Annotated in this window: 11 protein-coding genes and 1 pseudogene; 4 read left to right on the forward strand and 8 right to left on the reverse strand. The window is 67.3% G+C overall.

The features are described from left to right. Positions 1-57: 57 nt before the first annotated feature. Positions 58-447 (forward strand): hypothetical protein, encoded by a 390-nt coding sequence (locus RCF13_RS14570; protein ID WP_061478445.1) that lies wholly within the window; start codon positions 58-60, stop codon positions 445-447. Positions 448-482: 35 nt separating this feature from the next. Here RCF13_RS14570 and ribD read toward each other — a convergent pair whose 3' ends face one another. From ribD to RCF13_RS14600, 6 genes and pseudogenes are all read right to left on the reverse strand, one after another. Then, positions 483-1568 carry a bifunctional diaminohydroxyphosphoribosylaminopyrimidine deaminase/5-amino-6-(5-phosphoribosylamino)uracil reductase RibD gene (gene ribD, locus RCF13_RS14575; RefSeq protein WP_061478415.1) on the reverse strand — a complete coding sequence of 362 codons (1086 nt, stop codon included), beginning with the start codon at positions 1566-1568 and terminating at the stop codon, positions 483-485. A gap of 121 nt (positions 1569-1689) precedes the next feature. Beyond that, entirely contained in the window at positions 1690-2211 is a 522-nt protein-coding gene (nrdR, locus tag RCF13_RS14580; RefSeq protein WP_005415256.1) for a transcriptional regulator NrdR, read from the reverse strand. Between the two features lie 149 nt (positions 2212-2360). Continuing rightward, a complete protein-coding gene (locus RCF13_RS14585) occupies positions 2361-2810 on the reverse strand; it encodes a hypothetical protein (protein ID WP_061478416.1) in 450 nt (149 codons plus the stop codon). A gap of 27 nt (positions 2811-2837) precedes the next feature. Next, the gene (locus RCF13_RS14590; protein WP_061478417.1) at positions 2838-3257 is read right to left on the reverse strand and encodes a hypothetical protein; all 420 of its coding nucleotides are present in this window, start codon (positions 3255-3257) and stop codon (positions 2838-2840) included. A gap of 67 nt (positions 3258-3324) precedes the next feature. Beyond that, positions 3325-4578 (reverse strand): serine hydroxymethyltransferase, encoded by a 1254-nt coding sequence (gene glyA / locus RCF13_RS14595; protein WP_061478418.1) that lies wholly within the window; start codon positions 4576-4578, stop codon positions 3325-3327. A gap of 186 nt (positions 4579-4764) precedes the next feature. Next, positions 4765-5223: pseudogene (locus RCF13_RS14600) on the reverse strand (RcnB family protein). 252 nt (positions 5224-5475) lie between these two features. Between RCF13_RS14600 and ettA the strand changes: the two are divergent. The 3 genes from ettA (at position 5476) to RCF13_RS14615 (ending at position 9909) form a co-directional block, all read left to right on the forward strand. Further along, complete coding sequence (gene ettA / locus RCF13_RS14605; protein WP_005415249.1) at positions 5476-7140, forward strand: energy-dependent translational throttle protein EttA; 1665 nt, start codon at positions 5476-5478, stop codon at positions 7138-7140. 183 nt (positions 7141-7323) lie between these two features. Beyond that, positions 7324-8640 (forward strand): NCS2 family permease, encoded by a 1317-nt coding sequence (locus RCF13_RS14610; protein ID WP_061478420.1) that lies wholly within the window; start codon positions 7324-7326, stop codon positions 8638-8640. Between the two features lie 264 nt (positions 8641-8904). After that, positions 8905-9909 carry a DUF4434 domain-containing protein gene (locus tag RCF13_RS14615; RefSeq protein ID WP_061478421.1) on the forward strand — a complete coding sequence of 335 codons (1005 nt, stop codon included), beginning with the start codon at positions 8905-8907 and terminating at the stop codon, positions 9907-9909. Here the strand turns inward: RCF13_RS14615 and RCF13_RS14620 are convergent. Further along, positions 9903-12737 carry a hypothetical protein gene (locus tag RCF13_RS14620; protein ID WP_308141280.1) on the reverse strand — a complete coding sequence of 945 codons (2835 nt, stop codon included), beginning with the start codon at positions 12735-12737 and terminating at the stop codon, positions 9903-9905. The genes RCF13_RS14615 and RCF13_RS14620 overlap by 7 nt on opposite strands. After that, on the reverse strand, positions 12734-14881 hold the full coding sequence (locus RCF13_RS14625) for a glycosyl transferase family protein (RefSeq protein ID WP_308141281.1): 2148 nt from the start codon (positions 14879-14881) through the stop codon (positions 12734-12736). Before RCF13_RS14625 ends, RCF13_RS14620 begins: the two co-directional genes overlap by 4 nt. Between the last annotated feature and the right edge of the window lie 6 nt (positions 14882-14887).

Consider the following 14887-nt stretch of genomic DNA (forward strand, 5'->3'; position numbering starts at 1 on the left):
GGCCCTGGGTCGCCTGCATGGTCAATGCTGTTGCCCTCTTCCACCGGGGGCAACCGCATGAAACACCGTATGACGTCGACCGCGATCATGGTGCTGGCGCTGATGGCGTCCTGGCAGGCCGAGGCGTCCAGGTTCAAAGCCACCAAGATTTTCGTCGTCCAACCCTCAGTCGCCTTCGAGTCGACCCAGCTGAGCGACAGGCATCTGGATGCGTGGATGAGCGAAGACGACGACTGCCACGCGTTCCTGATGTATCACGACCAATGTGCCGTGCTGGTACTGCCCCATGAGTATGACGACGGGTTTACGCGTCGCCAGCTGCGGTTGAAGGCCAGGCAACTGCCGGGCGAGGCACTGGGCGCGTACTGCCGCGACCTGCATGCGCGGTGGAAGCAGCAGTGGAAGGGCCAGTGCCCCGTCGGCGAAGAAGAGGACGAATCAACCTGACGCCGAGGGCGCAGCCCCTGCTCTGCGCTGGTCCCTCACGGCCGCAGCAGCAGCCGGATGTCTTCGCCTACCTGCCGCTGATCGACCACGCGCAGGCGACGCTGCTGGTCCATCGCCTCGATGCCGAGACCGGCCAGCAGCGGACGACCGTTATCGCCCAGCAGCGTGGGCGCCTGATACAGCAGCAGTTCGTCCACCCAGCCAGCACGCAGCAGCGCACCGGCCAGTGTCGCGCCGGCTTCGGTATGCACCTCGTTGATGCCCCGCTCGGCCAGCAGCGCCAGCACTACACCCAGATCCAACCGCCCATCAACGCTCGGCACACTGGCGAATTCGGCATCGGCCGCATCCGGTGCGCTCACCGCCGCATCGTGCAGGTACAGCGTCGGGGCCCCGCCTTCGCGCACGCGGCTGCATTCGAGCGAACGCAGGCGCGAATCGAGCACCACCCGCAGCGGTGGCATCACCTCGGTATCGGCCAGGCGCACGGTCAGCATCGGGTCGTCGGCCAGCACGGTATCGGCGCCAGTCAGGATCGCACCGGCGCGAGCGCGCCAGTGCTGCACGTCTTCGCGCGCGGCCGGACCGGTAATCCACTTGGAGCTGCCGTCGGCCATCGCGGTACGGCCATCCAGGCTGGCGGCCAGCTTCACCCGCAGCCACGGGCGGTTGCGCTCCACGCGCGACAGATAACCCTTGTTGAGCTCGCGCGCCTGTGCCGCCATCAGCCCTTCGACAACTTCGATGCCGGCATTGCGCAGCAGATCGAAGCCACCGCCATCGACCTTGGGGAACGGATCGCGCATCGCCGCGACCACGCGCGACACGCCCGCTTCGATCAGTGCCAGCGCACACGGCGGCGTGCGCCCGTAGTGCGCGCAGGGTTCCAGGGTGACGTAGGCGGTGGCGCCACGGGCGTCGCTGCCGGCCTCGCGCAGCGCGAACACTTCAGCATGCGGGCCACCGGCGCGCTGGTGCCAGCCCTGCCCGACCACGCGTTCGCCATGGGCGATCACGCAGCCGACCATCGGATTGGGGCGGGTGGTGTAGGCGGCACGCTCGGCCAGGCGCAGTGCGTTGGCCATGTGCAGGTGGTCGAGGACGGAGAACGAAGTGGTCATGCGGCCATGGTAACGCCGCCGGTGTTGATCCATGCCGTCAGTGCCAACCAACGGTTGGCACCCACCAGTGAATGCGGCCATCGGTGCCAACCAAGGTTGGCATCTACCAGGGAAAAGGCGGTCAGCCCTTCTTCTTCTTGGTCAGGGCGATCACATCGCCCAGCAGCTGCAGCTGTTCGGTGCTGGACGGCAGGTCGCGCTCGAGCTTCTCGATCTCCTCGCGGAAATCGGCCACGTCCTCGAAGCTGCGGTACACCGAAGCGAAGCGCACGTAGCCCACGTGGTCGAGCTTGCGCAGTTCGTTCATGACGAACTCGCCAACCTTGATCGAGGGCACTTCGCGCTCGCCGCTGATGCGCAGCTGGTGCACCACCGCGCGTACCGCCGCCTCGATCTTGTCTTCGGGCACCGCGCGCTTCTGCAGCGCGCGGTCGAACCCCGCGCGGACCTTGCGCTGGTCGAACGCTTCGCGGGTGCCATCGCTCTTGACGATGGCCGGCAGCTTCAGCTCGACCGTTTCCAGGGTGCTGAAGCGCTCGCCGCAGGCTTCGCATTCCCGCCGACGGCGAATCGTCGCGCCGTCTTCAGAGACGCGCGAGTCGATGACCCGGGTATCGGCATGTTGGCAGAAGGGGCAATGCATGGAACGCCTGGCTCAGGGAAGTACCTATTGCCACGGTCATGGCAGCGTCGCAAAGGTACCTGAGAAAGGGCCCCGCAGCAAATGCTGTCTGCGCGGAAGTGCCTGCATTTCGGCCGAACAGAGCCTCCAGCGCGGTCAGCGCTGTGCGCTCAACCGGGTGTCGGCGGCACCGAGGCTGCGCGTGCCCAGCGCAGCCACACCAGGTGCCCGGCCATCACCAGCAACGGTGGGCCAAAGCCGAGGAAGGCCAATGTCGAGATCTCCCCGTGCTTGAAGGTGAAGTACAGCGTGGCGGCAACCACGGCCAACGCGGCCAGCACGCCCAGCGCCAGGCCGGCCCAGGCGGCAACCGGTGATTGGCGCAGGCCGGCAACACCGCGCCACAGGAACAGTCCGCTCAGCCACAACCACGACAGCAGGCCGATGATTCCCGCCGACGACCACAGCAGCAACAGCGTGTGCTCGTCGCCCGTCAGGTACTTGCCGTCCCATACGACCATCAGCCCCAGCACGGCACCCGTGCCGCCTGCCGCCACGGTGGGCAGGCCTACCAGCAGGCCGGCGATCGCCATCCAGCGTTTGTGCAGACGCTCATCCACGCGTTCGATTCCCTTCCATGGGCCACGTCATGCGCAGCGTTTGATCCACACCAGCATCGCAGCCGGCACCAGCATCGACGGGCCCAGCAGCAACAGGGTGATGCCTTCGGCGTGCACGGTGACGCCCCACCACAGCGCCAGCCCCAGCGGGGGCAAGGCGGCGAGACCGCCCGCCAGCAGCATCCACCACCAGAGACGGTGCACGTGCAGCCCGGCACGCCCCTGCATCAGAAAACCCGCACTGAGCCACAACCAGGCCAGGCAGCCGGCAATGCCGGCCAGGCCCCACAGCGGCATCACCGTCACCGAGGCCAGCGTGCCGTGACCGAACTGGCCCAGCCCCATCAGCAGCAGCATGGTCGCTGCCGCGCCGCCCATCACCAGGCTGGGCAGGCCAAGCAGCACCGCCAGGGCGGTGTACAGATACTTGAGGTGGCGCTCATCCATGCGCGGTTACTCCAATGCTGGGGTCAGAGCCCTTCCCTGCGGGAAGGGATCCGACCCCACTCCCCGATCAGCCGTAGACCGGGTACTTGCGGCACTGCGCGCTAACCGCGTCGCGCACGCGGGCGATGACGGCGTCATCGTTCGGCGCGTCGAGCACGTCGGCGATCCAGTTGGCCAGGTCCACGCAGTCCTGTTCGACGTAGCCACGGGTGGTCACCGCCGGAGTGCCCAGGCGCAGGCCCGAGGTCACGAACGGCGAACGCGGGTCGTTCGGCACCGAGTTCTTGTTGACAGTGATGTGGGCCTTGCCCAGCGCCGCTTCCGCGTCCTTGCCGGACACGTCCTTGCCGATCATGTCCACCAGCATGAGGTGGTTCTGGGTGCCACCGGAGACGATCTTGTAGCCGCGCGCGATCAGCGTGTTGGCCATCGCCTGGGCGTTCTTCACCACCTGCTGCTGGTAGGCCTTGAAGCCCGGTTCCAGCGCTTCCTTGAAGGCGACGGCCTTACCGGCGATGACGTGCATCAGCGGACCACCCTGGATGCCCGGGAACACGATCGACTGCAGCTTCTTGACCAGGTCCTCATCGGCACCCTTGGCGATGATGATGCCGCCGCGCGGGCCGCGCAGGGTCTTGTGGGTAGTGGAGGTGACGACGTGGGCGTGGTCCAGCGGGCTCGGGTAGACGCCGGCGGCGACCAGGCCGGCGACATGGGCCATGTCCACGAACAGGTAGGCACCGACCTTGTCGGCGATGGCGCGGAAGCGCGCCCAGTCGATCACCTGCGAGTAGGCCGAGAAGCCGGCCACGACCATCTTCGGCTTGTGCTCCAGGGCCAGGCGCTCGACTTCGTCGTAATCGATCAGGCCCTGGTCGTTGACGCCGTACTGCACGGCGTTGAACAGCTTGCCCGAGGCATTGACCTTGGCACCGTGGGTGAGGTGGCCGCCGTGGGCCAGGCTCATGCCGAGGATGGTGTCACCCGGCTGCAGCAGGGCGAAGTACACGGCCTGGTTGGCCTGCGAACCGCTGTGCGGCTGCACGTTGGCGTAGTCCGCGCCGAACAGCTGCTTGAGGCGATCGATCGCCAGCTGCTCGGCGATGTCCACGTATTCGCAGCCACCGTAGTAGCGCTTGCCCGGGTAGCCTTCGGCGTACTTGTTGGTCAGCTGGCTGCCCTGGGCTTCCATCACCGCCGGGCTGGTGTAGTTCTCGCTGGCGATCAGCTCGACGTGGTCTTCCTGGCGCTGGGTCTCAGCGGCGATGGCGTTGGCCAGTTCGGGATCGTAGGTTTCGATGCGGACGTCACGCGGGAACATCGGGTACTCCAGCAGGCAGGGAAAGGGGTACGGCTCAGCCCCTGATTGTAGCCCCGCACCGGCCTGCCGGGGCCGAAAAGGCCGGGGCCGGCACTCCCGAAGGAATCCGGCCCCGTATGGTTTCGAGTGACATTGTGGGATCACAGCCCTTTCCGTTGGAAAGGGATCCGACCCCGGCCGCGATCCTCAGCGACTGTTGATGATGTAGTCGGCGATGATGCCGGTCGCCACCGCCACCAGCAGCATGTTGCCGCGGTCGTCGCGGATCCAGTGGTGCCCATACGGCGGGCGGCGCAGGTGGTAGCGCGGGTAGTCGTTCACCACATAGATCGGGCCGCGGTAATAATCGCGGTAGCGGTGGCCGACCTTCCAGCCGTAGCCCGGGCCGTAGGCCGGGCGGTAGACCACGCGCGGCGGCGGCGGGGCCGGGCGGTAGTAGCGGTCGTGGTCGCGGTGCCAGTCGCGGCGTGCCTCGCGGCGGTCGCGTTCCCAGTCACGGCGGTCCTGTCGTCATTCGCGGCGGTCCTCGCGCCACTCGCGGCGGTCATGGCCGCGACGGTGGTCGTTGTCGGCAAAGGCCGGGGCCACCGCGCCGAGCGCCAGCACAGAGGCCACGGCGCTGGCCATTACTCGATTGATGCGCATGTCAGACCTCTGCTTGGGTGGTGGTGAGCCCATATTGCGCACCCGATCTGAACCGTTTCCGGCTGGAAACGCTTCCCGCTGCAGGACTGTGACGAAGTATTCAGGCCACGGCCAGCCAGCGCCCCTGCCACGGGCGCGGCCCGGAACCGGTTCCGGCTATAATTGGCGGTATTCCTTTCCAGTCTGTGCCCGCTGCCACAACGGGATGTTCCCGTGATGGGCCGGGCGCAGGGCCGCGCCTACGGAGACCTCATGTCCTCGCAATACATCTACACCATGAACCGCGTGTCCAAGGTGGTCCCGCCCAAGCGGCAGATCATCAAGGACATCTCGCTGTCCTTCTTCCCGGGCGCGAAGATCGGCCTGCTGGGCCTGAACGGCGCCGGCAAGTCCACCGTGCTGAAGATCATGGCCGGCGTGGACACCGATTTCGAGGGCGAGGCCCGCCCGCAGCCGGGCATCAAGGTCGGCTACCTGGCACAGGAACCGGAACTGGACCCGAACAAGACCGTGCGCGAGTCGGTCGAGGAAGGCGTGGGCGAAGTGCTGCAGGCCCAGGCCGCGCTGGAAGCGGTGTACGCCGCCTACGCCGAAGAAGGTGCCGACTTCGACGCGCTGGCCAAGGAGCAGGAGCGCCTGGAGGCGATCCTGGCCGCCGGTGATGCCCACACCCTGGAAAACCAGCTGGACGTGGCCGCCGATGCGCTGCGCCTGCCGCCGTGGGACGCCAAGATCGCCAACCTGTCCGGTGGTGAAAAGCGCCGCGTGGCACTGTGCCGCCTGCTGCTGCAGAAGCCGGACATGCTGCTGCTGGACGAACCGACCAACCACCTCGACGCTGAGTCGGTTGAATGGCTGGAGCAGTTCCTGGCGCGCTACACCGGCACCGTGGTGGCCGTCACCCACGATCGCTACTTCCTGGACAACGCCGCCGAGTGGATCCTGGAACTGGACCGCGGCCGCGGCATTCCGTGGAAGGGCAACTACACCGAATGGCTGGTGCAGAAGGATGAACGCCTGAAGCAGGAAGAAAACCAGGAAAAGGCTCGCCAGAAGGCGATCCAGAAGGAACTGGAATGGTCGCGCCAGAACGCCAAGGGCGGCCGTTCCAAAGGCAAGGCCCGTCTGGCCCGCCTGGAAGAACTGCAGTCGCAGGACTACCAGAAGCGCAACGAAACCAACGAAATCTTCATCCCGCCGGGCGAGCGCCTGGGCAACATGGTGATGGAGTTCAAGAACGTCTCCAAGAAGTTCGGCGACCGCCTGCTGATCGACAACCTGTCGATGCTGATTCCGCCGGGCGCGATCGTCGGCATCATCGGCCCGAACGGCGCCGGCAAGTCGACCCTGTTCAAGATGATCACCGGCCAGGAAAAGCCGGATTCGGGCGAGATCGTGATCGGCCCGACCGTGCAGCTGTCCTACGTGGACCAGAGCCGCGACAAGCTGGAAGGCAACCACAACGTCTTCCAGGAAATCGCCGGCGGCCTGGACATCCTCAACATCAACGGCATCGAGATCCAGTCGCGCGCCTACATCGGCCGCTTCAACTTCAAGGGCCAGGACCAGCAGAAGATGGTCGGTTCGCTGTCCGGTGGTGAGCGTGGTCGCCTGCACATGGCCAAGACCCTGCTGCAGGGTGGCAACGTGCTGCTGCTCGACGAACCGTCCAACGACCTGGACATCGAAACCCTGCGTGCGCTGGAAGACGCGCTGCTGGAGTTCCCGGGCAACACCTTCGTGATCTCGCACGACCGCTGGTTCCTGGACCGCATCGCCACGCACATCATCGCTTTCGAAGGCGACTCGCACGTGGAGTTCTTCCAGGGCAACTACCGCGAGTACGAGGAAGACAAGAAGCGCCGGATGGGCGATGACGCTGCGCCCAAGCGCCTGCGCTTCAAGGCGCTGAAGTAAGGCAACCGGAAAGGCCGCGCTCGCGCGGCCTTTCTCCTTTCGGTAGGTCACCACCGTTGGTGGTGACGCTTTGAAGCGTACCGACCAACGGTCGGTACCCACCACCAACGGTCGGTACCCACGTTCTGCATTCGGGTAGGTCACGGCCGTTGGTCGTGACACCTTATCGTCGCGAGAATCTCCATGTCCCTGTTCGAGCGCATGTTCCAGCTGCAGCAGCACGGCACCACCGTGCGTACCGAGCTGCTGGCCGGCATCACCACCTTCCTGACGATGTCCTACATCGTCTTCGTCAACCCGGAGATCCTCGGCACCACCGGCATGGATGCGGGTGCGGTGTTCGTGGCCACCTGCCTGGCCGCCGCGCTGGGTTCGGCGGTAATGGCGCTGGCGGCCAACTTCCCGGTCGGCATGGCACCGGGCATGGGCCTGAACGCGTTCTTCGCATTCACCGTGGTCGGCGCTGCCGGCCTGCCGTGGCAGCAGGCGCTAGGGGCGGTGTTCATCTCCGGCCTGGTGTTCCTGGTGTTGTCGCTGACCGGTGTGCGGGCATGGCTGGTGTCGGGCATTCCTTCGTCGCTACGCTCGGCGATCGTGGCCGGCATCGGCCTGTTCCTGGCGATCATCGCGCTGCAGAAATCCGGCGTGATCGTCGGCAACGAGGACACGCTGGTGGCGCTGGGCCCCTTGAACACGGCGCCGCCACTGCTGGCGCTGGCCGGTTTCCTGTTGATCGCAGTGCTGGAAGCACGCCGCATCCGCGGCGCGATCCTGTTCGGCATCCTGGCGGTGACCGGTGCGGGCTGGGCATTGGGCGACGTGCAGTACCAAGGCCTGGTCTCGCTGCCGCCGAGCCTGGCGCCCACCTTCCTGCAGCTGGACCTGCCGGGCCTGCTGCACCATGACGGCGGCGCACCGATCGCGGTGCTGCTGCAGGTGGTGCTGGTGTTCGTGCTGGTGGAAGTGTTCGATGCCACCGGCACCCTGTACGGCGTGGTCGGCCGCGCCGGCCTACTGAAGCTGCCGGGCGCGCAGAAGCGCTTCGGCCGCGCGTTGCTGGCCGACAGCACTGCCATCGTGGCCGGTTCGGTACTCGGCACCAGCAGCACCACCGCTTTCGCTGAAAGTGCCTCGGGCGTGCAGGTGGGCGGGCGCACCGGCCTGACCGCGCTGGTGGTATCGGCACTGTTCCTGGCCGCGCTGCTGTTCTCGCCGCTGGCGGCAATGGTGCCCAGCTATGCCACCGCACCGGCGCTGCTGTTCGTGGCCGGCCTGATGCTGCGCGAACTGGTGGAAGTGGACTGGAGCGACCTGACTGAATCGGTGCCGGCCGCACTGTGTGCGCTGGCGATGCCGTTCACCTACTCCATCGCGAATGGCCTGGCGTTTGGCTTCATCGCGTATGCGGCGCTGAAGGCCGGCACCGGCCGCTGGCGCGAAGTGCATCCGGCGGTATGGCTGGTGGCGGTGTTGTTCACCCTGCGCTACGCGTTGGAGTAAGCACGTGGTGGTGGCGGCCCCCCGCCGGCACAAACCCGTGGGGGGTGAACCAGCGGCGCCCCGTGGGAAGGGCTTATTGGGGTTGGGGGGGTTTATGGCCGGCACGGGCCGGTGGGGCTATGTGCATCGGGGGGTTTGGGTGGTGGCGTTGTTGTTCACCCTGCGATCCGGGTTGTTTTAAGCAGGTGGTGGTGCCGGCCAGCGGCGGGCACTACCCGTTGCTGGGTTCACCTGCTGCGCACGGTGCTCTGGGATGATGCGGGCATGGTTGCGCCCGTCCTTCCCGCAGATCCGTCTTCGCCATTGCGCCGCCGCCTGCTGCGCGCGGCCGTGCTGGCGCCGTTGGCCGGTACGCTCGCTACCCTGCCCGGCTGCTCGCTGCCGGTGCAGGTCGACGGCACCTTCCTCCAGCCCTGGCGCAGCCACCTGCAGTGGGGACTGGCCGACTGGCAGCGCTCGTTGAAGCTTGCACATACGCTGGGCTGCCGTCAGCTGGTGCTGCAATGGACCGGCATCGTCGGCGGCAGTGACGGCGACTGGTCAGTGCCCGACGGCAGCCTGCGGCAGCTGTTCACCGCCGCCAGCCAGAACAACCTGCGCATCCGTGTCGGCCTACCCTTTCAGCAGCGCTGGTGGCAGGCGATCGGCGCCGACGACGCCGCGCTGCAGGCGTTCCTGGCCGACAGCCTGGCGCACGCACGCAGCTGGTTGGCACAGGCGCCGTGGGCCGAGCAGCCGGCCTTCGGGGGCTGGTACCTGCCCTACGAACTGGAGCAGTACCACTGGGCCGATCCGGCCCGCCAGCAATGGCTGGCGCAGTGGCTGCACGGGCTGGCAGACGCCACCGGCGCGCGCGGCGGTGACTGCGCGATCTCCTGCTACTTCAGCCGCCTGCAGTCCGATGGCGACCTGGTCACGCTATGGCAGGCGGTACTGGCCCAGGCCACGCTGCGACCGATGGTGCAGGACGGCGTGGGCGTTGCCGGCGCCGGCAACGTCCAGCAGCTCCAGCCGTTGCTCGATCATTTCCACGCGCACGATATCGGCTTCGACGCGATCGTCGAGCTGTTCCACGAACTGCCCGGCAGCGCCGCTGATGGCAGCGGGTTCAAGGGCGAGACTGCCGATGCCGCGCGGATCCAACGGCAGCTGGCGTGGGCACGCGACAGCGGCGCACAGCACGTGCTGGTCTATGCGCTGGAGCCGTGGCTGACCCAGGACACGCCGCAGGCGGCGGCGCTGCGGCGGCGGTGGGGGCTGCCTCAGTAATAGAGGATGGCGGTGGCGAACAGGCCCTTGGCGCGCTGCGTATCACCGCCACCGATCGCAAAGCGGTACTGCACGGTCAGGTCGAGGTAGGAACGCGGCGTGTTGTAGCGGTCCTCGCGGAACCAGTAGCGCACGCCCAGGCCCGGCCCCGCGCCAAGTGACCAGCCGCGCTGCGTATCGTTGAGCGCGAACGACTGTACCGGAAACAGCGGGTAGCGGATGTCGCGCACGCGCGAGCGCTGGTCCAGCCAGTCCGCCCCCACCACCGCATACGGCGTGACCACCCAGTGGGTCTGTCCGGCACCGAAACGGAAGCTGCGTCCGGCGCGCAGTTCAGCGGCCGCGAACCACTGTTCGCGATGCAGGCGCCCATTGGCATCACCGATCCGCCGCACTGGTATGCCGTTGGCATCGAGTGCATCCAGGGTGAAATGCGCGCTGTTGTCATCCCATGTGTAACCGCCCTGCGCGTAGCCGCTGACCATCCACCACTGGTTCACGTCGGTGCGCAGGTCGGTACCGTGGTAATAGCCGTAGGTCAGGTAGGACATCCAGGCACCGGAACCGCTGGCCAAGCGGTAGCGGGCCAGGGTGCTGGATTCCAGTGGCGGGTTCAGGGCCAGCTGCAGGCTGCACTGCACGGCCGCGGAGGCGGGATAGACATCGCCCGTGCGGGTGGCGCTACCGAGGAACTGGCGGCGCTCGATGCCGGCGCTCAGGCCGGTCTGGCCGAAGGCGTAGCGCATGCCGAACGAGGCGATGGTGGACGGCCAGCCGGTGGTGGAACGCGAACGGCTGAGACGGTCGGCGCGTGCACGTGCGTCGGGTGTCGATTCGCCGGTGCACGGGTCCACTGCGCGGATCGATTCGTAGGTGCCGCCCTCGTCGTACAGCGTGTTGAGCAGCCGCGTGTAGAGCTCCAGCGTGCCATGCTGGTCGTTGAACGCCGGGGGCCGCCAGAACGCTTCCAGCGTGCTGAACACCGAATCGCCCGGCGTACTGATCGCCGCGCCGCCGACATTGGTCGCGGCCTGGCGCGCGCCGCGGAAGCCGGCCGAGGCGATCACGCCCCACTCGCGCGAATAGTTGGCGATGGCATTGCGCACGTTGTAGCGCTGATGCGTATCCAGAGGCAGCTCACCGGCGTCGGCGCGATCAATGGCGCTGCGCAGCAGCGACACCGCCTGAGGATGATCGCCGTTGGCCGCACTCGCATACGCCTGGTCGATCACCACGCTTTTGGGTGCCTTGCCGGTGGCCTCGGCGGCACGGAAGTCGGCCAGTGCGCGCGCCGGTTCGTGGGCCTTCTGGCTGAGATAGCCGCGCTGCATCAGCAGCCCGGCGTCATCAGGGCGTTGCGCCAGTGCCGCGTCCAGGCGCAGCCGTGCTTCGTCCTGCTGGCTGCGGTTGCCTGCCGCCAGCGTGGTGGTCAGCAGGCCTTGCAGGTCTGCATCGTCCGGTGCGAGCTGCACGGCCTGCCGTGCTTCACCTATGGCCTCGGCAAAGTCCTGGCGCGCGTAGGCTGCATATGCGCGCTGTGCAGCGCCACCGTCGCCCTGCAGGTCAGCCGGCATCAGCTCGCAGATATTGGCGGTGTCATCCGATTGGCAATGCTGGAACGGCGCTGGATAGGCCTGCGCACTCATGCGCGGAAGCTCGCGACTGGATCCGGTCGCCCTGGCGCGCTGCTCGATGGCCTGCTGCAGCAACTGCTGCGCGCGTGCATCGCCTGCATCGGCTGGCACTACCGGCCGCAGCGGCGCCAGCAGTGCAGCCGCCCGTACGCGATCCCCAGCGGCCAGGGCCGCATCCACGGCCAGCAGGCGCACGTTGCGCTGTTGCGTTGTGGACCCCGGCATGGCGAGCGCGGTATCGAAGTCCTCATTGGCCAGCACGGTCTTGCCCTGGCGCTGGCGCAGATAGCCGCGCATCACCCGGGCATTGAGATCCCCGCCCTCGGCCTGCAGTGCCTGGTCGGCGCTGCGCTCGGCGTCGGCCAGCCGCCCCTGCTGCAGCTGCGCGGTGATCAACAGCAACCGGTACGAAGCAACATCCGGCGCAAGCTCGACGGCGGCACGCGCCTGCGCGACGGCCGCCGCATCGTTCTGCGTGGACAGCGACTGATAGGCCTGCTGGGCCTGCAGCAGCGCGCGCTGGCGGGCCAGCGCCGCGCGCCGCGCGTGCAGTTCCTCGACGTTCGGTGCGCCCAGCTGCAGCGCCGTGCCGATGGCCGCGTCGGCCAGTTCGGCCTGTTGCTGTGCTTCCAGCGCCGCCACCCACAGCATCGCCCAGGCGCCCTGCTTCGGCTGCTGGCGGAAGGCCTGCTCGGCCTTGCTGGCCGCTTCCCGCATGCGCCCGGCGTCATAGGCAGCATAGGCCTCGGTGGCCAGCGTGTAGGCCTGCTGCCTGGCGCGGTCTGCGCCGCTGCCGGCCGCGCGCGGTGGAGAGGGTGCGCGCCCGCCCCGGGCATCCGGGGGCGTGCTGCGCGCAGCGGTGGCAGCGGCCAATGCCGGCAAGGCCGGATCCTTCAACCCGGCATCCAGTGCACGGCGCGCCTGCTGCTGCGCCTCCGCCGACCGGCCCAGTTTCTGCAACGCATAGATCTGCAGCAGGCGCAGCCGCACCACGTCCGGGCGCAACCGGACAGCTTCGCTGGACTGCTGGTAGGCCGCAGCGTAATCACCGCGCTCGTAGGCGGCGAAGGCCTGCTCGGCGACGCGGTAGGCCGCACCGGACAACGGCAGCGGCGCATCGGCCTGCGCCAGTACCGGCGCGGCGGCCGTGGCCAGTGCCACGGCAATGACGGTGGACAGCAGCGTGGTCTTCATGCCGGCAAGGCTCCGGGAGGCGGCGACTGCAGCGCGGCCGCACGCCGGCGCTGCTCCTGCATGGCCTGGGCCACGGCCTCTTCGGTAGTGATGCCCTGCTTGACCAGGTAATCGCCAATGCGGCCATCGCGCTGCGGCTTGTACGCATCCAGTGCAATCTCGAAGCGCGCGTGGTCGATCAGGCGCATCTCCACCAGCAGGTCGCCCAGCAAGGGCACGTTGTCCAGCTGCCAGTGCTGGTCGCCGCCGATCAGGCGCAGGCCTGCGTTGATTTCGCTTTCGCGGGCGATGCTCTGTTCGATGTGCGCGCTGCGGGTTTCCTGTTTCAGCAACGCCAGCGCGTCTTCGGGCAATGGGCTGGCCACGGCCAGCCGCAGTGTCTGCTGCTGCCGCGGCGGTAGCGGCAGCATGCGCCACTGCACGCAGGCATCGGCGCTGACCGGGAATGAGCCCGCGCGCAGGTAATCGATGTCGATGACCGCACGCGGCAGGTCGCCCTGGAAGGCGATGGCTTCGGCCAGGGTTTCATCATCCAGCCAGCCCTGGGTGAGCAGGATGCGGCCCAGCGGCTGCCGCCGGCCGGCATGCTGTTGCGCCAGCGCCTGCTGCAGCCGCTCCGGTTCCACCGCCTGCCAAGTGGTCAACAGCTCACCGAGTTGCTTGCGGGTCTGCACCAGCTGTGCCGCATCGGGAAAGTCGTGCATGGTCTTGTCCCAGACCATGCGCTTGCCGAACAGCAGGTAGGCCAGGAACACCTTCCATGCGCGGGCGGTGGCCATGAAGTTGATCATGTTGCCGACCACCATGCGCGGGATCGATATCAGCGCATGCTCCCAGCCGTACAGGCGGTTGACGAAGTAGAAGCGCTGCACGACGCGGGTCGCCAGTGCCGCCGTGGTCAGCAGCGCGACATTCATCTGCCAGGTACCGGCCTGGAACACGCTGGGGAACTGCATCGTCCACACCCCGGTCGCCTTCAACAGCCAGAACAACAGCAACTGCAGGAAGATGAGGTAGGCGATGATGCTGACGAACGAGGTGATGATGCCCTTGCGATCGCGCGCCAACAGGTACTTGGTAGCCAGCGAACCGCGCCAGCCCAGCGACTCCCAGCTCTGCAGGCCGATGCCCAGCACCCAGCGCGCCTTCTGCCGGTACGAGGCGCGGAAGTTGTCGGGGAAGTACTCACGCACGCACAGCGCCATCTGCTGGGTGCGCTCGCGCACCGGCCCCCAGCCGAACCATGACGGCCGACGCACGCGGAACTGCACCGGGAAGCGGGCGAAGATCGACTGCATGCCCATGGCTGCCAGCCGTGCACCGACGTCGTAATCTTCGGTGAGGCTGTCGGTGTTGAAGGGCTGGTTGTCGGTCTGCGCGCTCAGCGCCAGCAGCGCACGCCGCGAAAAGCAGGTGCCGACGCCGGCCGACGGCACCATGCCGGACACGCTCTCGCGCACCACCAGGTCCTTGGCGTGCCATTCGGCGAACTCGTCCATGTAGACACCGGCCACCAGTTCGTACCATTCGCGGTCCAGCGAGGTGACCGGCAGCTGGATCATGTCCTTGCGCGGCAGCAGGTAGTTGTAGAAGCGCAGTTCCATCGGGTGCAGCACGTCTTCGCTGTCGTGCAGGATCACCCCGGCGAACTCGATGTCGTGGCGCTTCTCGTGGTCGAAGATCGCCAGGATCAGCCAGTTCAGGCAGTCGGCCTTGCTGGTCGGTCCGTCATGCGGCACCTCCACGCGGCGCAGGCGCTTGTAGCGACGGCGCATGCGCTCGACTTCGTCGATGGTCTGCTGGTCGTTGGGATAGGTGCCGACGAACACGACGTACTCGCGGTAGTCGAGCACGTTGATCATGTTCTCGACCATCTGCGCGATGACGTCGTACTCCATCCATGCCGGCACCATGATCGCCAGCGGCTGTTCCGGCCGCTGCAGCAGGTCTTCCTGGGTCAGCGGCCGGTACGCGTCGCGGCGCTTGACGGTCAGCGCGCGCCAGCTCTCGCGCACCCAGTACCAGACATCGATGAACAGGTCATCGAGGCTGGAGATCAGGATCAGCACGGCCACCGCCGCCGCCGTGGTTTCCAGGGCGGCGTAGTAGTTGGCCAGCTGGATGTTCCAGAACAGACCGTCCACGGTGGA

It is taken from the genome of Stenotrophomonas maltophilia group sp. RNC7 (assembly GCF_030910085.1).
GTDB classification, from domain to species: domain Bacteria; phylum Pseudomonadota; class Gammaproteobacteria; order Xanthomonadales; family Xanthomonadaceae; genus Stenotrophomonas; species Stenotrophomonas sepilia.

Excerpts from the sequence above, each read along its gene's own strand:
- RCF13_RS14570 (WP_061478445.1), top strand. The coding sequence starts at position 58 with ATGAAACACCGTATGACGTCGACCGCGATCATGGTGCTGGCGCTGATG.
- ribD (WP_061478415.1), bottom strand. The coding sequence starts at position 1,568 with ATGACCACTTCGTTCTCCGTCCTCGACCACCTGCACATGGCCAACGCA.
- nrdR (WP_005415256.1), bottom strand. The coding sequence starts at position 2,211 with ATGCATTGCCCCTTCTGCCAACATGCCGATACCCGGGTCATCGACTCG.
- RCF13_RS14590 (WP_061478417.1), bottom strand. The coding sequence starts at position 3,257 with ATGGATGAGCGCCACCTCAAGTATCTGTACACCGCCCTGGCGGTGCTG.
- glyA (WP_061478418.1), bottom strand. The coding sequence starts at position 4,578 with ATGTTCCCGCGTGACGTCCGCATCGAAACCTACGATCCCGAACTGGCC.
- ettA (WP_005415249.1), top strand. The coding sequence starts at position 5,476 with ATGTCCTCGCAATACATCTACACCATGAACCGCGTGTCCAAGGTGGTC.
- RCF13_RS14610 (WP_061478420.1), top strand. The coding sequence starts at position 7,324 with ATGTCCCTGTTCGAGCGCATGTTCCAGCTGCAGCAGCACGGCACCACC.
- RCF13_RS14615 (WP_061478421.1), top strand. The coding sequence starts at position 8,905 with ATGGTTGCGCCCGTCCTTCCCGCAGATCCGTCTTCGCCATTGCGCCGC.
- RCF13_RS14620 (WP_308141280.1), bottom strand. The coding sequence starts at position 12,737 with ATGAAGACCACGCTGCTGTCCACCGTCATTGCCGTGGCACTGGCCACG.